Origin of the sequence: Pseudomonas sp. L7, from assembly GCF_046605565.1 — a bacterium.
Taxonomy (GTDB): domain Bacteria; phylum Pseudomonadota; class Gammaproteobacteria; order Pseudomonadales; family Pseudomonadaceae; genus Aquipseudomonas; species Aquipseudomonas wayambapalatensis.
In genome coordinates this window covers 2,817,506-2,836,130 of sequence record NZ_CP176784.1, presented here as the reverse complement: position 1 = coordinate 2,836,130, position 18,625 = coordinate 2,817,506, and the positions used below count along the sequence as shown (strand labels likewise).

21 protein-coding genes and 1 pseudogene are annotated in these 18,625 nt (G+C 61.9%); 9 read left to right on the top strand and 13 right to left on the bottom strand.

What is annotated here, in order from left to right; translation table 11 throughout:
* Window positions 1-161: 161 nt before the first annotated feature.
* The 6 genes from ACK3BK_RS12795 to ACK3BK_RS12770 form a co-directional block, all read right to left on the bottom strand.
* Window positions 162-1,748: an ABC-F family ATPase gene (locus ACK3BK_RS12795; protein ID WP_186664569.1), complete on the bottom strand. Its 1,587-nt coding sequence runs from the start codon at window positions 1,746-1,748 to the stop codon at window positions 162-164.
* A 378-nt stretch (window positions 1,749-2,126) separates the two neighbouring features.
* Window positions 2,127-3,119, bottom strand: coding sequence for a toxin-antitoxin system YwqK family antitoxin (locus ACK3BK_RS12790; protein ID WP_186711333.1), 993 nt, complete (start codon window positions 3,117-3,119; stop codon window positions 2,127-2,129).
* Between the two features lie 31 nt (window positions 3,120-3,150).
* Window positions 3,151-3,402, bottom strand: a complete 252-nt coding sequence (locus tag ACK3BK_RS12785) for a hypothetical protein (RefSeq protein ID WP_411382530.1) — start codon at window positions 3,400-3,402, stop codon at window positions 3,151-3,153.
* 233 nt (window positions 3,403-3,635) lie between these two features.
* A complete protein-coding gene (locus tag ACK3BK_RS12780) occupies window positions 3,636-3,974 on the bottom strand; it encodes a VOC family protein (protein WP_186664576.1) in 339 nt (112 codons plus the stop codon).
* Window positions 3,975-4,023: 49 nt separating this feature from the next.
* Window positions 4,024-4,962 carry an AraC family transcriptional regulator N-terminal domain-containing protein gene (locus tag ACK3BK_RS12775; protein ID WP_411382529.1) on the bottom strand — a complete coding sequence of 313 codons (939 nt, stop codon included), beginning with the start codon at window positions 4,960-4,962 and terminating at the stop codon, window positions 4,024-4,026.
* A 22-nt stretch (window positions 4,963-4,984) separates the two neighbouring features.
* Window positions 4,985-5,818 (bottom strand): oxidoreductase, encoded by an 834-nt coding sequence (locus ACK3BK_RS12770; RefSeq protein WP_411382528.1) that lies wholly within the window; start codon window positions 5,816-5,818, stop codon window positions 4,985-4,987.
* Window positions 5,819-6,189: 371 nt separating this feature from the next.
* Between ACK3BK_RS12770 and ACK3BK_RS12765 the strand changes: the two genes are divergently transcribed.
* Window positions 6,190-6,687, top strand: a complete 498-nt coding sequence (locus tag ACK3BK_RS12765; protein ID WP_346655289.1) for a hypothetical protein — start codon at window positions 6,190-6,192, stop codon at window positions 6,685-6,687.
* Between the two features lie 137 nt (window positions 6,688-6,824).
* Here the strand turns inward: ACK3BK_RS12765 and ACK3BK_RS12760 are convergent.
* The 3 genes and pseudogenes from ACK3BK_RS12760 to ACK3BK_RS12750 all read right to left on the bottom strand — a co-directional run.
* Window positions 6,825-6,974 (bottom strand): annotated as a pseudogene (locus ACK3BK_RS12760) (metal ABC transporter permease); the annotation flags it as partial.
* A complete protein-coding gene (locus ACK3BK_RS12755) occupies window positions 6,971-8,344 on the bottom strand; it encodes an LLM class flavin-dependent oxidoreductase (RefSeq protein ID WP_186709125.1) in 1,374 nt (457 codons plus the stop codon). The gene ACK3BK_RS12755 and the pseudogene ACK3BK_RS12760, both read right to left, overlap by 4 nt.
* 9 nt (window positions 8,345-8,353) lie before the next feature.
* Window positions 8,354-9,577 (bottom strand): SfnB family sulfur acquisition oxidoreductase, encoded by a 1,224-nt coding sequence (locus ACK3BK_RS12750; RefSeq protein WP_186664582.1) that lies wholly within the window; start codon window positions 9,575-9,577, stop codon window positions 8,354-8,356.
* A 315-nt stretch (window positions 9,578-9,892) separates the two neighbouring features.
* Here ACK3BK_RS12750 and ACK3BK_RS12745 point away from each other — a divergent pair, with 315 nt between their 5' ends.
* Window positions 9,893-10,699, top strand: a complete 807-nt coding sequence (locus ACK3BK_RS12745; protein ID WP_411382527.1) for a lipopolysaccharide biosynthesis protein — start codon at window positions 9,893-9,895, stop codon at window positions 10,697-10,699.
* An 83-nt stretch (window positions 10,700-10,782) separates the two neighbouring features.
* Entirely contained in the window at window positions 10,783-11,280 is a 498-nt protein-coding gene (locus ACK3BK_RS12740; RefSeq protein WP_186719420.1) for a methylated-DNA--[protein]-cysteine S-methyltransferase, read from the top strand.
* Between the two features lie 4 nt (window positions 11,281-11,284).
* On the opposite strand, the gene ACK3BK_RS12735 is transcribed toward ACK3BK_RS12740, so the two are convergent.
* Together ACK3BK_RS12735 and ACK3BK_RS12730 are read right to left on the bottom strand one after the other, a co-directional pair.
* Window positions 11,285-11,527, bottom strand: a complete 243-nt coding sequence (locus ACK3BK_RS12735) for a hypothetical protein (RefSeq protein WP_411382526.1) — start codon at window positions 11,525-11,527, stop codon at window positions 11,285-11,287.
* A gap of 68 nt (window positions 11,528-11,595) precedes the next feature.
* Window positions 11,596-12,108 carry a DUF3016 domain-containing protein gene (locus ACK3BK_RS12730; protein WP_411382525.1) on the bottom strand — a complete coding sequence of 171 codons (513 nt, stop codon included), beginning with the start codon at window positions 12,106-12,108 and terminating at the stop codon, window positions 11,596-11,598.
* A gap of 75 nt (window positions 12,109-12,183) precedes the next feature.
* On the opposite strand from ACK3BK_RS12730, the gene ACK3BK_RS12725 reads away from it, so the two are divergent.
* From ACK3BK_RS12725 to ACK3BK_RS12700, 6 genes are all read left to right on the top strand, one after another.
* Window positions 12,184-12,867 carry a metallophosphoesterase gene (locus ACK3BK_RS12725; protein ID WP_186664590.1) on the top strand — a complete coding sequence of 228 codons (684 nt, stop codon included), beginning with the start codon at window positions 12,184-12,186 and terminating at the stop codon, window positions 12,865-12,867.
* Between the two features lie 119 nt (window positions 12,868-12,986).
* Window positions 12,987-14,093, top strand: a complete 1,107-nt coding sequence (locus ACK3BK_RS12720) for a polyamine ABC transporter substrate-binding protein (RefSeq protein ID WP_125929863.1) — start codon at window positions 12,987-12,989, stop codon at window positions 14,091-14,093.
* 34 nt (window positions 14,094-14,127) lie between these two features.
* Window positions 14,128-15,540 carry an aminotransferase gene (locus ACK3BK_RS12715; RefSeq protein WP_411382524.1) on the top strand — a complete coding sequence of 471 codons (1,413 nt, stop codon included), beginning with the start codon at window positions 14,128-14,130 and terminating at the stop codon, window positions 15,538-15,540.
* A complete protein-coding gene (locus ACK3BK_RS12710) occupies window positions 15,537-16,415 on the top strand; it encodes a helix-turn-helix transcriptional regulator (RefSeq protein ID WP_186664593.1) in 879 nt (292 codons plus the stop codon). The genes ACK3BK_RS12715 and ACK3BK_RS12710 overlap by 4 nt, the downstream gene beginning before the upstream one ends.
* A gap of 144 nt (window positions 16,416-16,559) precedes the next feature.
* Window positions 16,560-17,435 carry a DNA-binding protein gene (locus tag ACK3BK_RS12705; protein ID WP_411382523.1) on the top strand — a complete coding sequence of 292 codons (876 nt, stop codon included), beginning with the start codon at window positions 16,560-16,562 and terminating at the stop codon, window positions 17,433-17,435.
* 61 nt (window positions 17,436-17,496) lie between these two features.
* Window positions 17,497-17,667 (top strand): DUF6021 family protein, encoded by a 171-nt coding sequence (locus tag ACK3BK_RS12700; protein WP_177339335.1) that lies wholly within the window; start codon window positions 17,497-17,499, stop codon window positions 17,665-17,667.
* A gap of 63 nt (window positions 17,668-17,730) precedes the next feature.
* On the opposite strand, the gene ACK3BK_RS12695 is transcribed toward ACK3BK_RS12700, so the two are convergent.
* Window positions 17,731-17,982, bottom strand: coding sequence for a hypothetical protein (locus tag ACK3BK_RS12695; RefSeq protein ID WP_186664596.1), 252 nt, complete (start codon window positions 17,980-17,982; stop codon window positions 17,731-17,733).
* A gap of 26 nt (window positions 17,983-18,008) precedes the next feature.
* Window positions 18,009-18,509, bottom strand: coding sequence for a DUF4142 domain-containing protein (locus tag ACK3BK_RS12690; RefSeq protein WP_411382522.1), 501 nt, complete (start codon window positions 18,507-18,509; stop codon window positions 18,009-18,011).
* Window positions 18,510-18,625 lie beyond the last annotated feature (116 nt).

The following is an 18,625-nucleotide window of genomic DNA, read 5'->3' as shown; positions in this document are numbered from 1 at the left end:
TCGCCGGGTAGTGGCCGGTGGCTATCGCGAAGGCCATGTATTGCAGGGGTTCAAGCGCTTTGCGGCACGCCCAACGCATCGCGGGCAAGCCTGCTACCACCGGGGTGATAGCAGGCTTGCCCGCGAAAAAGGCGGCGCAGTGTCGATGAAGGCGGTCTGGCTTAGACCACGACACCCTGGCTACGCAGGTAGTCGTCATAGGTGCCGCTGAAGTCGACCACGCCATCGGCCGACAGCTCGATGATCCGCGTGGCCAGCGACGAGACGAACTCACGGTCGTGGCTGACGAACAGCAGCGTGCCCGGGTAGTTCTCCAGCGCCAGGTTCAGTGCTTCGATCGACTCCATGTCCAGGTGGTTGGTCGGTTCGTCCATCACCAGCACGTTGGGCTTTTGCAGGGTCAGCTTGCCGAACAGCATGCGGCCCTGTTCACCGCCGGAGATGACCTTCACCGACTTGAGGATCTCGTCGTTGGAGAACAGCATGCGCCCCAGGGTGCCACGAATCACCTGTTCGCCGCTGGTCCACTGGCCCATCCAGTCGAACAGCGTGACATCGTCTTCGAAATCATGGGCGTGGTCCTGGGCGTAGTAGCCCACCTCGGCGCTGTCGGTCCACTTGACCGAGCCAGCATCGGGCTGCATTTCGCCTACCAGCGTGCGCAGCAAGGTGGTCTTGCCGATGCCGTTGGGGCCGATGATCGCTACGCGCTCGCCAGCTTCGATGGTGATGTCGAAGTTCTTGAACAGCACCTTGTCGTCGAAGGCCTTGGCCATCTTTTCCACGACCACGGCCTGGCGGTGCAGCTTCTTGGTCTGTTCGAAGCGGATGAACGGGCTGACCCGACTCGAGGGCTTGACCTCGGCCAGCTGGATCTTGTCGATCTGCTTGGCACGCGAGGTGGCTTGCTTGGCCTTGGAGGCGTTGGCCGAGAAGCGGCTGACGAAGGTCTGCAGTTCGGCGATCTGGGCTTTCTTCTTGGCGTTGTCCGACAGCAGCTGCTCGCGCGCCTGGGTGGCGGCGGTCATGTACTCGTCATAGTTGCCCGGGAACAGGCGCAGCTCACCATAGTCCAGGTCGGCCATGTGGGTGCAGACGCTGTTGAGGAAGTGACGGTCGTGGGAAATGATCACCATGGTGCTGTTACGCGCCGTGAGAATGTTCTCCAGCCAGCGAATGGTGTTGATGTCCAGGTGGTTGGTTGGTTCGTCCAGCAGCAGCACGTCCGGATCGGAGAACAGTGCCTGCGCCAGCAGCACACGCAGCTTCCAACCCGGCGCTACTTCGCTCATCGGCCCGAAGTGCTGCTCCAGCGGAATGCCCAGGCCCAGCAGCAACTCGCCGGCGCGCGATTCGGCGGTGTAGCCGTCCATCTCGGCGAATTCGGTTTCAAGCTCGGCGACGGCCATGCCGTCTTCCTCGGTCATTTCCGGCAGCGAGTAGATGCGGTCGCGCTCGGCCTTGACCTTCCACAGTTGGCCGTGGCCCATGATCACCGTGTCGATGACGCTGAACTGCTCGTAGGCGAACTGGTCCTGACGCAGCTTGCCCAGGCGGGTGTTGGGCTCGAGCATCACCTGGCCGGCGGACGGCTCCAGGTCGCCGCCGAGGATTTTCATGAAGGTCGACTTGCCGCAGCCGTTGGCCCCGATCAGGCCATAGCGGTTGCCGTTGTTGAATTTGACCGAGACGTTCTCGAAGAGCGGCTTGGAGCCGAACTGCATCGTGATATTGGCTGTAGAAATCAAGTACTTGTCCTGCGGGAGTTCCAGAGGTGTATGAATGGCCTTTCGTCACGCCTGAACCCTTGCGGAGTGGCTTGACGCGAGGCGGCAGCTTTTCCCGCTCACCCAAGGCCAAGGAGGAGCGGCAGTCCATTCGCGTGGTGTAGCGGGCGACATCCAGGTGCCGGGGCCAGTGGGAGCGATCCCGGTATCAGGCTTGCGCGGGGCGTACTGCGACGTTCACGGAGGCTCAGCGCTTCATGCGCTGATTCGAGGGCGCGGATTGTATCACCTGGTTGATTGATCCACAGCCACTTTGCAGCACGCCGGACAAATAGCCTGCCCGTGCGAGGAGGGCGGGGCGCCATCCCGGAACCTGCGAGAGGGCGCCTGCAGTGACGATCACTCCATCCAGGGCGCCTTGCCGCAGTCCGACTCCCATTCGGCGATCTGGTCATGCCGGATCAATGCTTCCTCGCCGTTTTCAGCACGAAACGCTTCGACCAGTCCGGCAACGCATTTGTCGACGTCGGTATCGGCGATTGCGTCCTGGGCGGGCGCCAGCTTGTCTTCCATCATTACGTTGCGGGCGTAGACCCGATGGGCAGTCAGCGATCCGTCCGCCGCCCACTCCTGGTATTCACCGGTCCAGACCCCGTGATCGAAGGTGATCAGCTTGGTCATGTTGCCAGTGTTGGCGTCCCATTCATGGGCAACGCCATGGGGTGTGCCGTTGTCGTAGGGAACCTCTGAAACGCGCTTGCCCTGCGCGGAAAATCGCTCGACAGTCCCGATCAGCTGGCCGTTGCTGGCCTTGGCCTTGTAGGTCGTCTGGCCGCTGTTCTCGTCGTAGTTCTCCTGCACCCCGTCGGACTTGCCGTTGCGGGCCGTGCGCAGGTAGACCAGCTTGCCGGTATTCGGGCTCCAGAACTCGACCTTGCCATCGATCAGGTCCTGGCTGAACGCCGCCTTCGCCAGGCGGGTCTGGCCATCGATGGCGTAGATCTGCAGGGCGCCGTCCATGTTGCCGTCCTTGTACTGCGCGGTGTAGCGCAGTGTCCGCGACTTGGCCTGGTAGCAGGAGACATCACCGGAGATGAAGCCTTTTTCGACCTGGGCATCGCACACGAAGTTACGGCCCATGTACATGTTGCGGTCGGACCTCAGGCTCTTGAGGGTCTGGTTGAGGTTGAACAGCGTGTCCATGTAGCCATTGTTGGCCCGCATGAAGTTTTCCGGAACGTTGGTGACCAGCCCGGTGAAGGGCTTGTTTTCCGAGCCTGCGTAGATCAGGCCGTTGTTGACCTCGGCGTTTCGGTAGTCGAGCTGGCTTTCCGAGCATCCAGCCAGCGCCAGTAGAGCGCATGCTCCGGCAGCGGCGTTGCGAACCTTCACGGCATCATCCTTTATGGTGGTATATCGCCGGCTATATCGCCGCCTGGTAAGAAATCTTTAGCCTCCAATGACCTGCGATTGCCCTCAAAGCTGCAACCGTCGCATCGTTACCCTGGGATTGGCTGATCATCATCGCCGTATTGCCCCTGACGTCCCTGTGCAGCGGGTCGGCGCCGCGTTGTACCCGTTCGGCCTGGATGTCGAGGCGGCCGAACAGGGCTGCGAACGGAAGTGCGGTCTGAACATCATTATTGGTTGCATCGATGGGGCACAGGCCCATCAAGCGTCATCCAGTGAGTTGAACGCGAACTGACCAAGCTGCGAAGGCTTGAGCAGCGTTAATGGCGCTACATCATGAGTTTGTTATTTGGAATTGGCGCAGCTTAATGTCGCGGAACTATCGGTTTTACTATTGTGAAGTGCGTCGCATTATTGGAGGTGCGTTGTTTCATGTGTAGTTGATTGACAACGGTCGGCAGGCCTCCCGATCAGAAGAGGCAAGAGGCCGTCCAGACCTCAGCGCGCCTGGGTGAACGCCAGGAAGTAGCCATTGCAGTCACGCACGCCGAACTCTCGCGAGCCGTAGGGCATGTTCTGAAGTGGCCATGCGATCTCGGCTTTATCGCGCACGCGTTCGAAATACCCATCGACATCGGCGATCACGAAATAGAACGTGCCCGTGCATTGCGGTGAATGGCCCCACAGGTCTTGCTCGGTGAACACGATCCGGTTGTCGTCGAGGTGCACGGTCAGCGTCGTTTGCTGCGAATCAGCAACTTCGAAACCCAAGGTATCGCGGTAATGCTCCCGCGTTTTCTGCAGGTCATGGCAACGCAACAGGGGGCTCAGCGGCATGGTGTTCTCCGAATGGCGGGGCAGGGATTGGCCGATGGTAGCGCCTTGCTCAATGGGAGGAAACGTAGAGGGGTGAGCCAGAGGAGGCGGGCAGTGCGTAGGTCGCCTTCATCCAGTCGATTTCGGCTTGTGGCGTACGCCCGAAGAAACGCTTGAACTCGCGGCTGAACTGCGAGGGGCTCTCATAGCCGACGCTGAAGGCGGCTGCCGATGCGCTCAAGGCGTCGTGCAGCATCAGCAGCCGGGCCTGGTGCAGACGGGCCGACTTCAGGTACTGCATGGGCGAGGTGTTGGTCACGCTGCGAAAGTGTCGATGGAAACTGGGCACGCTCATGCTGGCCTCGCGGGCCAGCGACTCGACGTCCAGATGCTCCCGGTAGCGGCTGTGAATGGTGCGCAGGGCGCGGGTCACCTTGGCGAAATGGCCGTGCCGACCCAAGGCTGCACGCAGCGAGCCGCCCTGGGCGCCAGAGAGGATGCGGTAGTAGATTTCACGCACCAGCGCCGGGCCGAGGATCTGTGCGTCGCTCGCGATGGTCATGGCTTCAAGAAAGCGCAGTGTCGTGGTCTGCAGCGCGTCGTCCATGGGCGAGGCGTACATGCCCCGCGGCGGTTCGCTGCTGCTGCCCAGCAGTTCGTCCACCTGCAAGGTCAGCTCGCTGGCCAGTTGCAGGTCCAGGCGTATGTAGATGGCCAGCATCGGCTCGTCTTCGCTGGCATCGGTTTCCATGGTGAAGGGCACAGGAACCGACACCACCAGGTAGTGCCGAGCGTCGTACACATATACCTCGTCACCCAGGTAGCCGCGCTTGCAGCCTTGGCAGAGGATAACGATGCCGGGCTCGTAAAGCACCGGCACATGGCTCAGCGGCCGGTTCGAGCGCAGGAAGCGCACGTCTTGCAGCGCGCTGAGGTTATAGCCTTCCATCGGCGCGAGCTGCGTGAGCAACTGCACCATGCGCGCACAGCGGGTATCGGTCTGTGTCACTGCCCAGTCCTCTGCCTGGCGCTCAACCATCGGTCGAGCAGGTCAGGTCTTGCCATTGATCGATCTCCTGGCTCATGCGCTGCAGCTTGTCGCGCACCAGGCCCAGTGCGTCACTGCCCAGTAGCAGGTGGTCGGGCGGACTGTGGCTGGCGATGACCTGCAGGATCGCCTGGGCTGCCTTGCGCGGGTCGCCCAGCTGCTTGCCGCTCTTGTCCTGGCGTGCCTTGCGGATGGGGTCGAAGCGCTGGTCGTAGTCGGCGATGCTGCGTGGCGAACGCTGCATGGAACGACCGGCCCAGTCGGTACGGAACGAACCCGGCGCCACCGCAGTAACGGCGATGCCGAACGGGCGCAGTTCCTGGCTCAGGGTATCGGAAATGCCCTCCAGTGCGAACTTGCTCGAGCAGTAGTAGGCAATGCCCGGCATCGTGAGGGTGCCGCCCATGGAGGTGATGTTGATGATGTGGCCGGCCCGGCGCTGGCGAAAGTAGGGGACGAATGCCTTGGTGACGGCAACGGCGCCGAACACATTGACCTCGAACTGCCGGCGCATGTCTTCCAGCGGGGATTCCTCGAAAATCCCTTCATGGCCGTAGCCGGCGTTGTTCACCAGCACATCGACGGGGCCGTGAAGCGCCTGCACCTGTGCAACCACAGCGTCTATGCGGGCGAAGTCGGTGACATCGAGGATCACCCCGTGGGCGCGTTCGCTGTTCAGGGCCTGAAACGCTGTCAACGCGCTGTCGTTGCGTACGGTGCCGATGACGCGATGTCGGGCAGCGAGCGCCGCCTGGGCCAGGGCACTGCCGAAACCACTGCTGACGCCGGTAATGAAGAGAGTCTTGCTGTCGCTCATGATCGCGATCCTGGGTAGGGAGTACGCGAGCATGCTAGGTGGATTGGCTGATCGTCCCTATGCCGGAGGCTCTTGAAACCTTGCCCGTTTCTATCAGAAGCGAGCGTGGTGATAACCGCCAGGGATGCTGCAGGCAAAGAAAAGCCCGCTGGGGAGGGCGGGCGAAGTATTTCACGGATGTGGAGCAACTGTGCCAGCCGCGACGTGAAAATGTCGTGAAGGGGGTGTCAAAAAAATACGTACAACGGGCAGGAAACCAGTTTTGGGAAAGCACCTACTGCCAATGGCTATTTAGATGACATGCATCGCTAAAGCGCACCTAGAGAATCCCTTCTTGGTCAATGTCGATCAGCGTCTAGAGGAACAATTCCGTGTGCTTTCAAAAAACCAGAACCATGGGGGTGCTTCTGGCGCTCCTGGCGCTGCAGGGTTGCGCCAGTATCATCAGTGACTCCAAGTATCCGGTGAGTGTCACGAGCAGCCCGGCGGGTGCTAATTTCGAGGTGATCAACAAATCAGGGATGGTCGTTCATCGCGGCAGCACGCCTGCGGTGGTGACGCTGATGTCGGGGGAGGGTTATTTTCGCGGCCAAACCTACACGTTGCGTTTCATGAAAGAGGGATACCCAGATCGACAGGTCGAACTCGACTCGAGTGTGGACGGTTGGTACTGGGCGAACATCTTGTTTGGCGGTGCTATCGGCATGCTGATCGTCGATCCGCTGACCGGTGCGATGTACAAGTTGCCGGACGGGGTCTCGGCTGATCTGGGGCAGCCGGTGGCGGAGGCGGCGCAGGGCGCGCTTCGGATCGTCTCGATCAATGACCTTGATCCCGCGCAGCGCGCCCAGCTTGTTTCCCTTCAATAAGGGGCGGTTGGACGGGGTGCAGAGAAGGCGGCATGCCCTGCACCCACATTGCGCTGTCAGAAGCCAGGTGCGATCTGCCCTTTGTAGCGGGTCAGGATGAATTGACGCACTTCAGGGGAGTTCAGCGCATTGGCCAGTAACTGGCGTTGCCCGGTGAGAAACAGCAGCACACCCAACGGCAGCCCCAACGCTACGGTAAAGCCCAGCGCCGCGCCGAGCATGCTCAGGGTCTCGAGGCAAGCGAGGCCGATTTCACCCCAGTCCAGATTGGCCAACAGCGCATTCATCGCCCACGCTCCTGGCGCAGCGCAGCCACCGGATGGGGCGCACGCAGGCGATCACCCTGGCCGAACAGCTTGTTGCGTAGGCTGCCTTCGGCATACTCGCGCTTGAACAGGCCGCGCGCCTGCAGTTCGGGGACCAACAGATCGACCACGGCAACGAAGGTTTCCGGTACGACCACGCTGGACAGGTTGAAGCCGTCCACGTCAGTGTCTTCGACCCAGGCCTGCAACTGGTCGGCGACGGTCGTGGGCGACCCGACCAACAGCGGGCCGTCGCCGCCCAGGCAGCAATATTCGGCGATCTCGGCAACGGTCCAGGTCCGTGTCGGGTCGGCGCGGGTGAAGCCCTCGACTACCGACTGGATGGCTTCGCTGGGCACCTCGCGCAGGATCTGGTCGGGGCTGTAGGCGGCAAAGTCGATGCCTGTCCAACCCGACATCAGCGAGAGCGAACCACTGGCACTGGCGTACTCACGGTACTCGCGCAGACGGGCCTGCGCGGCCTCGTCGGTTTCGGCGACGATCACCGTGAGCTGTTCAAGGATCAGGATATCGGAGCCCTTGCGCCCGGCAGCGACCGCTGCGGCACGCAGATCGGCAACCTGCTTCTTCAGCACGGTCTTGCTCGGTGCTGCAACAAACACGCATTCGGCGTTGGCTGCGGCAAAGGCCCGCCCCCGGCTGGATGCACCGGCCTGGTAGAGCACCGGTGTGCGCTGTGGTGACGGGGCGCTGAGGTGAAAGCCTGGAACCTTGAAGTACGTGCCGTCATGGTCGATGCCGTGGACCTTGGCCGGGTCGGTGTAGACACCGCTGGCACGGTCGGCGCGCACGGCATCCTCCTCCCAACTGGTTTCCCACAGCTTGTAGCAGACCTGCAGGTATTCCTCGGCCAGGGCGTAGCGCTGGTCGTGGCTCATCTGTTCGGGCTGGCCGAGGTTGCGTGCCCCGCTGGACAGGTAGGAAGTCACGATGTTCCAGCCGGCACGGCCCTGGGTCAGGTGATCGAGCGTGCTCATGCGCCGGGCGAAAGGAAAGGGGTGTTCGAACGACACCGAGGCGGTCACGCCAAACCCCAGATGGCGGGTGGCTGCGGCCATTGCCGGTACCAATTGCAGCGGGTCGTTCAGCGGCACCTGGGCACCGCTGCGCAGCGCTTCATCGGCATTGCCGGCGTAGACGTCATAGACACCCAGCACATCGGCGAGGAACAGGCCGTCGATGCAGCCCCGCTCGAGGGTCTGGGCCAGTTCGATCCAGTAATGGATATCGGTGTAGCGCGTCGCCTGGTCGCGCGGATGGCGCCACAGCCCAGGCGACAGGTGCCCGACCGTGTTCATGGCAAAGGCATTGAGACGGATCTGCTTGGTCATGGCGCAGCCTCAGTTCCAGTCGTGGCGCGTGGGGCGGACACCGTTCAGGGCCCAGTTACCGACCAGGTGATATTTCCAGCGCACGGGGTCGTGCAGGGTATGCACGCGGGCATTGCGCCAGTGCCGGTCGAAGTTGTGCTGCAGCAGCGAGGAGCGGGTCCCGCCCAGTTCGAACAGGCGGTTGCTGGCCTCAATCGACACCTCGGTAGTCAGCACCTTGGCCTTGGCCACCGCCACCGAAGCGGCGGCGACGTTGTCGTCGTTCGGCGCGGGCTTGGCGGTATCCAGCACCTTGCCGGCACGCTCGAGCAGGGCCTCGGCGGCTTCCTGGCGGATCTCCAGGGAGCCGATCTGGATGATGGTGAGCGGATCCTCACTGGCTTTTTCGACACCGGCATCGATCCACGGACGGGCATGTTCGCGAACAAAGGCGATGGTGTCGTCCAGCGCCGCGCGGCCGATGCCGGCGTCAATTGCCGCAGTGGTCAGCTGGGCGAAGGGGCCCGCGAGGGTAGGGTGCTCGTAGGAGCGGTAGCTGGGGAACAGGTTGAATGCAGGCACGCGCAATCCGTCTAGCAGCACGGTGCCGCTGGAGGTGGTGCGCTGGCCCATGCTGTTCCAGTCGTCGACGACCACCAACCCAGGAGTGCCACGTGGCACAAAGGCCAGTTGTGCCCGGTCCTGTTCGTCCAGGGCCAGTACGCCGATCCAATGGGCATAGAGCGAGCCGGTGCAGTAGCCCTTGCGGCCGTCGATACGGTAGCCGTCAGCTTCGGCGACCAGGCGGGTACGGATGTCCTGGACGGTCTTGCCACCGGTTTCAGACAGTGCGTTGGCAAAGCGATGGCCTTTGAGTACCAGGTCGAAGAAGAAGCGGTGCTGCTCTTCGGTGCCTTGCAGGCGGATGTCTTCGAGCAGGCAGTAGTGGTTTTGCGGAATCTGTCCAAGCGACGGGTCGGCAGCCGAGACGATGGCGATCACCCGCGCCAGGGTGGCGAAGGATACTTCGGCACCACCATAGGCACGAGGCACAGTGATGCCCCACAGACCGCTGTTGGAATAGGCATCGACCACATCGGCCGGGACTTCTCGGCGCCGGTCACGCTCGGCGGCGCCTTCACGCAGCAGCGCGGCGACTTGATGGGCAACGGCGATGGCTTCTGCATCGTCGCGGATGACATGGGCATCCGGCTGGCGGATGTCGTAGGAGGCAGAAACGGCAGGCGTGGACATGGGTTCCTCGGGATACTGTGCGTGTACACAGATCACTGGAGCAGAAACCGTGCCAGCGAATTTATCTCAATAAAATCAGTAGTTTGGTGGATTTTATCGAACGAGGTGTCGCCCCTTGGGCAATCAGCTGTTGGCCATGTGTTGCTGAGCAGACAGTTGCCAGGGAGACATATCGCTGTACCTGCCGCCCCGCGACGCAGCATCGCTCGAAAGCAAAATGCTATCCCGTCGTGTCTATGTAAGGGTTTTGTAAAAAACCATTTAAGAATTGTGAACAACTGTATCCTGAATTGACCTACACCATTGGCAAGACCCATGAACCAACTTCCGTCGCAGCCTGAGGCTGCACGCGGGGCGTTCTCCAGCTTTGAGGCGTGTCGCAATACCCAGAAAGGCCCTGTGGTGATCCTGGCGTCAGGCGCGTCAGCGAAAGATTTCCCGCTCGAAGATTTTGCCAGCGTCCCGATCATCGCCATGAATGGCTCAATTTCGATGCTGGTGGGCACGGATGTGCGCCCATTCTTCTACATTTGCACCGACAAGGACTTCTGCAACCAGCAACCCGAGCTTTTTGCCATGGCGTTGCACTGCAGCCCCCGATTGGCACTGTGGCCGGAGCAGTTCGACCTGTTCGACCTGCCTGAGGACACCGAGCGCTACCCGCTGCTCAAGGCCCTGGACCCAACGTTCAGTGAATGGCTGGGGCTCGGGGATGGCCGCTATGCCCGCAACCGCACGCTGTGGAGCAAGCGGGCGCGTTCGATCGGTTTCAGCAGGAACCTCTCATACGGTTTCTTCGATGCCCGGACCGTGGCTTTTGTAGCCCTGCAACTGGCTTACCACCTGGGTTTCGACGATGTGCTACTGGTCGGCGTGGATCTGGACCAGTCGGCAGGGCGCTTTTACGAGACGTCCGGTGGCAAGCGCTCGCCCTGCGGCCTCGACCAGCACTGGGACAGTCGTATCCTGCCGTCACTGACCCTGATGGCGCACCAGGTGATGGGCGAGCGTTTCCGCGTTCATAACCTCTCGACCCGCTCACGCATCCCCCCGGCGTTGATCCCCAGGATCGACCTGCAGCAGGCCCGTGCCCTCGCGGCCCGAGCGACGGCCGTGGCGTGAGCATTACACGTCAAGAAAGCGGATGCAGCGCCATCGGGCGATAGGTAGAGTGCCGGGGTCGTCAGCCTGTATCAGGAGTTGCCATGTCCAGCGCCTTCACTCTCATGCCATCGCCAGTTGGCACCCTGACACTGGTCGCCCGTGGCGAATGCCTGGCCGCCGTGCTGTGGGAAGAGGAGCGTGCCAACCGGGTGCGCCTTGGCGAACTGCACCGTGATGACCAGGCGCCAGTGCTGCGGGAAACTGCCCATCAGTTGGGTGAGTATTTTGCCGGTCAACGGCAGCGCTTCGAGTTGCCCCTGGACTTCGATGGCACTGAATTCCAGCGCCAGGTCTGGGCGGCGCTGCTGACCATTCCTTTCGGCCAGACCCGCAGCTACAGCGATATCGCCCGACAGATCGGCAACCCCGCGGCGGTACGCGCGGTAGGGGCAGCCAATGGCCGCAACCCGATCTCGATCATCGCACCCTGCCATCGGGTGATCGGTGCCTCGGGCGGCCTTACAGGCTTTGCCGGCGGGTTGCCTGCCAAGCAGTACCTGCTGGCGCTTGAGGGCAGGCAGAGCCTGTCGCTGTTCTGAGCGCTCAGCTCAACCACCACGCCAACGCGCACAGCACCAGCGCGAGCACCGAGCCTGCGAACAGGCTGTAGTGCCGCTGCGCCCGTCGGGCATGGGGTTCGACCTCACGCAGGTACTGGCCGGGTGTCGGCGCATCCGGGCGATGGCGCAACCCTTCGGCGATGTCTGCCAGCCCGCCGCGAATCAGCAAACCAACCAGGTAGTAGCAGGAGGCATAGCTGGCGAATGCCAGCAGCAGGTACTTCACGGAGATCCTTCCTTGGGTGATACAAAGGGAGAGGATACCCTCAGCCGCTCGCAACTAACCAGCAAAACTCAGGACGCCGGCCGTGCAGCGAAGCGCTGGCGGAACCAGTCATCGAGCATGGCCTTCTCGGCATACAGGCGATCGCTGCTGCCCACGCGGCCTGGGCGGCTCAGGTACATCTTGTCGCTGACGCGTTCCTCGGCCTTGTGCTCGGGCTGGCCGGGTTGAACGAGGGTGTAGCTCAGGTCGATGGTCGGCCAGGTGATTTCGCGCATGAAGCGTACGTTATAGGCCTGACTGTTCCAGGGTTCGTAGCGGCCGGCCAGATCGATGTCGCGGATGTCGATGTGTACTCGCTGGCCGGGCTGAAGGTAGCGCTGGCCAAGTTTTTCCAGGTGCCGGGTGAGTGCCTTCATCACTTCTGGGTCGGCGCCGCGCTCATAGCCGGGGCTGTTCAGGCTGGCATCGCGGAATTTTTCCGGGTGATCGAAGCTGACCTGGACCTGCGCGGGCGGGATGCCTTGTGCCATGCTGTCGTATGCCAGCACCAGCAGTGCAGCGCAGGCTAGGGTAGAGCGCATGATGCACCTCCGCGACGGGCTCGTTGTCTCGCCATTCTACGCCTGGTGCCGGCGACACAGCAGAGGAATGATGTAATGGCGCGTTTTCGGCAGTTAGCTGCCAACGACAAAGGGCGGGACTTGGCGGTCGGCGATATCCACGGGCACTTCCAACGCCTGCAGGCCGCGCTCGAGCAGGCGGCATTCGATCCCGAGGTCGATCGGCTGTTCAGTGTCGGTGACCTGGTCGACCGGGGCCCGACCAGCGAAGAGGCCCTGAACTGGCTGGCGCATCCCTGGTTTCATGCGGTGCAGGGCAATCACGAAGCATTGGCCATCAGCCACTATCGCGGTGGCCGTGTTGATCTGGACATGTACCGTGCGGCGGGCGGGGGCTGGTTTCTCGACTTGCCCAAGGCTGAGCAGGCGCGCTTCGTCGAGCAGTTCGAACGCCTGCCGGTCGCGCTCGAAGTACAGACTGCCTGCGGGTTGGTCGGCATGCTGCATGCAGACAGTCCGTTCGCCGACTGGGCCGAGCTGCGCGCCTGCCTGCAGACTCGGGACGACCCTGCCGTGCGCGAGGTCTGCCAATGGTCGCGCCGGCGCCTGAAGAGCGCCGATAGCGAACCCATCCAAGGGCTGCGTGCGCTGCTGGTCGGGCACACCCCGGTGCTCACGCACAAGGTATTGGGCAACGTGTGGCACCTGGATACCGGTGGCTGGAGCAGCGGTTTTTTCAGCCTGCTGGATATCGGCACGCTGACGCTGATCAACGAGTGACACATCTGCGACCTTCCCAAAAACGACCACCCACACATTCGGGGTATGTCTGCAGCCAGCCAGACCTCCCATAGTGACCCCATCGGCTCAATCCGGAGCAGTCACACGATGGAGTTGCTATGCGCAAGGCACTGAAGGTGATTGGCGGTCTGTTGCTGGTGTCCTCGACGGCACTGGTGCAGGCAGCGGCAGAGGGGGACAGCAGCAACACGCTCAGGCTGTACAACTGGACTGACTACATCGGTGAAACCACCTTGGCCGACTTCGAAAAGGCCACCGGTATCAAAGTCGTTTACGACACCTTCGATGGCTATGAAACGGTCCAGACCAAACTGCTCACCGGCCGCTCCGGCTACGACCTGGTCATGCTCAATGCGTCGCTGGTACCGCCGCTGATCCAGGCCGGCGTATTCCAGGCCCTGGACAAACAGCAACTGCCCAGTTGGCACAACCTCGACGAGCAGGTGGTCAGCAACCTGCAAGGTTACGACCCTGGCCTGAAGTACTCGGCGCCCTACACCTGGGGCAGCTCCGGCGTTACCTACAACGTCGACAAGATCAAGGCGCGCATGCCCGACGCACCGATCGGCTCGCTGGCCATGCTGTTCGACCCGGCCATCGTTTCGCGCTTCGCCGATTGCGGCGTGACTTTGATGGACGCCCCCACCGAAGTGATTCCACTGGCCCTCCAGTACCTGGGCAAGGATCCGCGCAGCGCCGCACCCGCGGACCTCAAGGCTGCCGAACAGCTGCTGCTGGGCATCCGCCCCTATATCCGCAAGTTCGACTCGGTCAACTACCTGACCAGCCTGCCCAACGGCGACGTGTGCCTGGCTCTGACCTGGTCGGGTGACTACGCCACCGCCCAGGCGCGTGCGGTGGAGGCGAAGAAGGCTATCAAGCTGGCGTTCTTCATTCCCAAGGAAGGCTCGCTGATCTGGTTCGACAACCTCTACATCCCCAAGGATGCGCCGCACGTCAGCAACGCCCATCGCTTCATCGAGTTCCTGCTGCAGCCACAGACCATGGCCAAGGTGACCAACTTCATCCACTACGCCAACAGCAATGCCGCGGCCACCGCCCTGGTACAGGCCGATATCCGCCAGGACCCGGCGATCTACCCGGACGCCCAGACCCGCGAACGGCTGTTCGCGCAAAAGACCCAGACACCCAAGGACATGCGTGCGATCACGCGGGTCTGGAGCACGGTCAAGACCGGTTTCTGAACATTTTCGAACGATCCTCGCCAAGGAGCTGCCCATGGCCACTTCAAGCAACGCATTCGCTATCGCCAACGATCCATTGGTGGAAGCCGACAAGGCCCATTACATGCACGGTTATCATATGTTCGACGAGCATCGCCAACAGGGCGCGCTGAACATCATCGAAGGCGAAGGCGCCTACATCCGCGATACCCAAGGCAACCGCTTCCTCGATGCCGTTGGCGGCATGTGGTGCACCAACATTGGCCTGGGGCGCGAGGAAATGGCCTTGGCCATTGCCGACCAGGTGCGCAAGCTTGCCTATTCGAACCCGTTCTCGGACATGGCCAACGACGTGGCCATCGAGCTGTGCCGCAAGCTTGCGAAACTGGCACCGGGCGACCTGGACCATGTCTTCCTCACCACAGGTGGGTCTACTGCCGTGGACACCGCCTACCGGCTGATCCAGTACTACCAGAACTGCCGCGGCAAGCCGGGCAAGAAACACATCATCGCCCGCTACAATGCCTACCATGGCTCGACCACCCTGACCATGCAGATCGGCAACAAGGCCGCCGACCGGGTGCCTGAGTTCGACTACGCCCACGACCTGATCCACCACATCTCCAACCCCAACCCGTACCGCGCCCCGGACAACATGGACGAGGCCGAATTCCTCGATTTTCTGGTCGCCGAGTTCGAAGACAAGATTCTCTCCCTGGGCGCCGACAACGTTGCCGCCTTCTTCGCCGAACCGATCATGGGTTCGGGCGGAGTGATCATCCCACCCAAGGGATACTTCGCGCGCATGTGGCAGCTGTGCCAGACCTACGACATCCTGTTCGTCGCCGACGAAGTAGTGACTTCGTTCGGGCGCCTGGGCACCTTCTTTGCCAGCGAAGAACTGTTCGGCGTAACCCCAGACATCATCACCACAGCCAAGGGGCTGACCTCTGCCTACCTGCCGTTGGGTGCGTGCATCTTCTCCGAGCGCATCTGGCAGGTGATCGCCGAGCCGGGCAAGGGGCGCTGCTTTACCCACGGTTTCACCTACAGCGGCCATCCGGTGTGTTGCACGGCAGCACTGAAGAACATCGAGATCATCGAGCGCGAAAACCTGCTGGCCCACGTCAACGAGGTCGGCAGCTACCTGGAGCAGCGCCTGCAAACCTTGCGTGACCTGCCGCTGGTGGGCGATGTGCGCTGCCTCAAGCTGATGGCTTGTGTCGAATTCGTCGCCGACAAGGCGAGCAAGGCACTGTTCGACGATGCGATCAACATCGGTGAGCGCATCCATAGCAAAGCCCAGGCCAAAGGCCTGCTGGTACGGCCGATCATGCACTTGAACGTGATGTCGCCGCCGCTGATCGTCACCCGCGCCCAGGTTGACGAGATCGTCGAAACCCTGCGCCAGTGCATCCTCGAAACCGCGCGCGAGCTCACGGCGCAAGGGTTGTACCAGGGGCGATGAGCAGCCTGCAGCGGGCTGTGCGTGGGCGTATCCGGCAGGCTAGACTGCCGGGCATGACCCAGGCCTCTCCCGACACACCGATTGCCCTTACCCTCGGCGCGCTGCAGCAGTGGCATGCGGCGCTGCAAAGTGCGTTGGCCCATAGCGAATCACCGCAGGCCCTGCAGTATCTGGCCAGGGCGCTGGGCCAGTTGGTGGCGGTCGAGTCGATGATGATCAGCGTCGAAAGCCAGGGACAGGCGCCGCGCCTGTTGTACCAGCAAGGCATTCCCGATGCCCATCGCGATGCCGTGCTCAACCGCTATTTCGCCGCCGGTTACCTGCTCGATCCTTTCTGCCTCGCGGTGCAGAGCGGGCTGGCTGAAGGTTTCTATCACCTGCAGGACATCGCGCCGGACAACTTCTTCGACAGTGACTACTACAAGGCCTATTACCTGGGCACTGGCTGCAGCGAAGACAGCTACTACATCGCCGACCTCAGCGATGGCCGCAAACTCTCCCTCAGCCTGTTCCAGGGCTGCAGCGGCACACGGCTGAGCGCGCAACAGATCGACCTGTTGCGTGCGGTCGAACCGATGGTGCGCGACCTGCTGGGCCGTTATGCACGGCATAACCTCGAACCCGGTGTCGCGACGCTGGAGCATGCAAGTCTGCAGGCTGCGTTCGACAGCTTCGGCTGCCAGGTGCTGACGGACCGCGAACGGGAAGTCGCGCACATGATCCTGCGCGGGCATTCGGTAAAGTCCACGGCGCAGGACCTCGGCATTTCGCCTGAAACCGTGCGCATGCATCGCAAGAACCTCTATCTGAAGCTGGGCATCAACTCTCAGTCTGAGCTGTTCGCTCGCTTTATCGATTGGCTGCGCCAGGGCTAGGGCCAACCCGGGTTCCTGGTTCACGCGAGCTCAATCGGCTCTCCGGCACATTTCGTACAGAGCCTAAGAATCTACTGGGAAAATCTAAGGTTCTAGTATGTAATTACAGCCTACATACCACGGTACGAAATCGTAGGAGCAAGCATGGCCCGGGGCGGCATCGACAAGGCGGCAGTACAGCAGGCACGGCAGGCGCTGATCGCCCGGGGCGAGCATCCTAGTATTGATGCAGTACGTATCGAATTGGGTAACACCGGTTCGAAAACCACCATTCATCGCTACATGAAGGAGCTCGAGGCGCTGCAACCGCTGGCAGATAAACACTCACCGGCGCTCAGCGACACGTTGGGGCGTTTCGTCGGCCAACTGGCCGAGCAGTTGCGCGAGGAAGGGGAGGCGCGTATTCGCGACGCGCAGGCCGAATTCGATAAACAGCGCGAACAGTTGCAGGCGCAGTTGCAACTCGCACAACAGGCGCTCGCTGCTGCTCACCAGCAACAACAGATTCAGGCCAGCGCCCTTGCGGCCGAGTCGGAAAGGCTCGAAACGGCGCTGACCACCCTGCAGGCCGAGCAACTGCGCAGCGCCAGCCTCAACCAGTCCCTGGGCGAACTGCAGCTCAGGCTGGCCGACAAGGACGAGCAGTTGCAGCAGTCGCAAGGGGAGTTGCGTCAGTTGCAGCAGGACGTGATCGCCCGCCAGGAACAACTGACACACCTGCACCGTGAGAATGAGCGCCTGCTGACCGAATACCGACAGGCCAGCGCCCAGCACAAACAACTCGACGAACAATTGGAGCAGCGTGATGCCCAGGTTCAAGGGCTGCGCTCGATCCTGGCCCAGGCGCAGGGGGCGAGCGAGGAGGTGCGTCGGCAGTTGGACGGCGAGCGTCAGGCGCTGGTGGGTCAGCGTGACATCTGCGCCGAACAGATGCGCCTGATCGAGCGTCTGCAGGATCGTCTGATACAGAGCGAGGCACGCTGTGCGCAGCTGGAGACCTTCCAGGCAAAGGGCGCGTAGATAAATCAAACTTCGCCAGGCCCGCGCTTTCTTCTGTAGACACCGTTACGGAGAACGCACTATGAGCGAACAGAAACGTCCACACCCCGCGCAAGGGCCTCACTCATCCGACAAGGCGTCCAGCAAGCAGGATCTGGGTTTTGATCCGGACTCCCCCGACCTGGAGGATCCGCAAGTCGACCCGCAAGGTCCGGCAAAGCCACCCCGTGATCACGAGAAGAAAGGTAAGTGATCGAGTCATGACCTTCTGGGCGTGCGCACGCGGCAGCACGTGCCGCGCCGCAGGCCCGATGGTTCAGTTGTCGAGCTGGCGCGCTGCGTCTACGCCGGCACTGGACAACTTGATTGGATAACGCACGCTGATCTGGTGATCGGCATCGACATTGACGCTGCCATCATGGATCAAGCCGGCCTCCTGAAGCGTCTTGAGCATTCCGGCCACCGCCTTTTCGCCGCGGTAGTTGTCCAGCACTTCCTTGCCCAGGCCTTCAGGGTGGGCGTGCAGTAGCCGAGTCAGTACTTCGGCGCGCAGAGCATCATTACTCATATCAAGCCTCTCTGGTTACCTGTGGATCACTTGCCGTGCTTGGCCTGAAGCTGTTTGGCGTGCTCCAGGTGCTTCTCGAGGGTGGGCAGGGTCTCGCTGGCGAAAGCCTTGAGCTGCGGCTTGTCGGACGATGCGGCTTCCTTCTTGAACAGCTCCACGGCTTTCTCGTGGGCATCGACCTGATTGTTGACATAGGACTTGTCGAACGACTCGTCGCGCCATTCCAGGATCATCTTCTTGACCTTGTCGGTGAGCGCAGCCTCGTCAGGCACGCTGATATCCAGCTTGCGGGCGATATCACCGAGTTTCTGGTTGGCCTGGGTGTGATCGGTGACCATCTGCTGGGCGAAGGTCTTGATCTCCGCGTCCTTGCTCTTTTCCAGCGCCAGGTTGCCGGTTACGACTTCAGCGATACCTGCCTCGGTCGCCGCATCGACGAAGTCGTCGGAGGAAGCGGCCATCACCTGCACCGAGGCAAGGCCCATGGCCATGCACAGACCGGCTCGCTTGAGGAACAGAGTATTCATGTGTCTCTCCTTGTCCGTGGTCGCGACATCGGTGTCGCAAACGGTTGAGCGCCGGTCGGCGGCGAAAGTTTGAAATTTCTCACCGGCGTCATGCTCTGCGGGAGAGGAATGAGGGG

Excerpts from the sequence above, each read along its gene's own strand:
- ACK3BK_RS12780 (WP_186664576.1), bottom strand. The coding sequence starts at position 3,974 with ATGCCGCTGAGCCCCCTGTTGCGTTGCCATGACCTGCAGAAAACGCGG.
- ACK3BK_RS12770 (WP_411382528.1), bottom strand. The coding sequence starts at position 5,818 with ATGAGCGACAGCAAGACTCTCTTCATTACCGGCGTCAGCAGTGGTTTC.
- ACK3BK_RS12755 (WP_186709125.1), bottom strand. The coding sequence starts at position 8,344 with ATGACCAAGCAGATCCGTCTCAATGCCTTTGCCATGAACACGGTCGGG.
- ACK3BK_RS12750 (WP_186664582.1), bottom strand. The coding sequence starts at position 9,577 with ATGTCCACGCCTGCCGTTTCTGCCTCCTACGACATCCGCCAGCCGGAT.
- ACK3BK_RS12745 (WP_411382527.1), top strand. The coding sequence starts at position 9,893 with ATGAACCAACTTCCGTCGCAGCCTGAGGCTGCACGCGGGGCGTTCTCC.
- ACK3BK_RS12740 (WP_186719420.1), top strand. The coding sequence starts at position 10,783 with ATGTCCAGCGCCTTCACTCTCATGCCATCGCCAGTTGGCACCCTGACA.
- ACK3BK_RS12730 (WP_411382525.1), bottom strand. The coding sequence starts at position 12,108 with ATGCGCTCTACCCTAGCCTGCGCTGCACTGCTGGTGCTGGCATACGAC.
- ACK3BK_RS12725 (WP_186664590.1), top strand. The coding sequence starts at position 12,184 with ATGGCGCGTTTTCGGCAGTTAGCTGCCAACGACAAAGGGCGGGACTTG.
- ACK3BK_RS12720 (WP_125929863.1), top strand. The coding sequence starts at position 12,987 with ATGCGCAAGGCACTGAAGGTGATTGGCGGTCTGTTGCTGGTGTCCTCG.
- ACK3BK_RS12715 (WP_411382524.1), top strand. The coding sequence starts at position 14,128 with ATGGCCACTTCAAGCAACGCATTCGCTATCGCCAACGATCCATTGGTG.
- ACK3BK_RS12710 (WP_186664593.1), top strand. The coding sequence starts at position 15,537 with ATGAGCAGCCTGCAGCGGGCTGTGCGTGGGCGTATCCGGCAGGCTAGA.
- ACK3BK_RS12705 (WP_411382523.1), top strand. The coding sequence starts at position 16,560 with ATGGCCCGGGGCGGCATCGACAAGGCGGCAGTACAGCAGGCACGGCAG.
- ACK3BK_RS12700 (WP_177339335.1), top strand. The coding sequence starts at position 17,497 with ATGAGCGAACAGAAACGTCCACACCCCGCGCAAGGGCCTCACTCATCC.
- ACK3BK_RS12695 (WP_186664596.1), bottom strand. The coding sequence starts at position 17,982 with ATGAGTAATGATGCTCTGCGCGCCGAAGTACTGACTCGGCTACTGCAC.
- ACK3BK_RS12690 (WP_411382522.1), bottom strand. The coding sequence starts at position 18,509 with ATGAATACTCTGTTCCTCAAGCGAGCCGGTCTGTGCATGGCCATGGGC.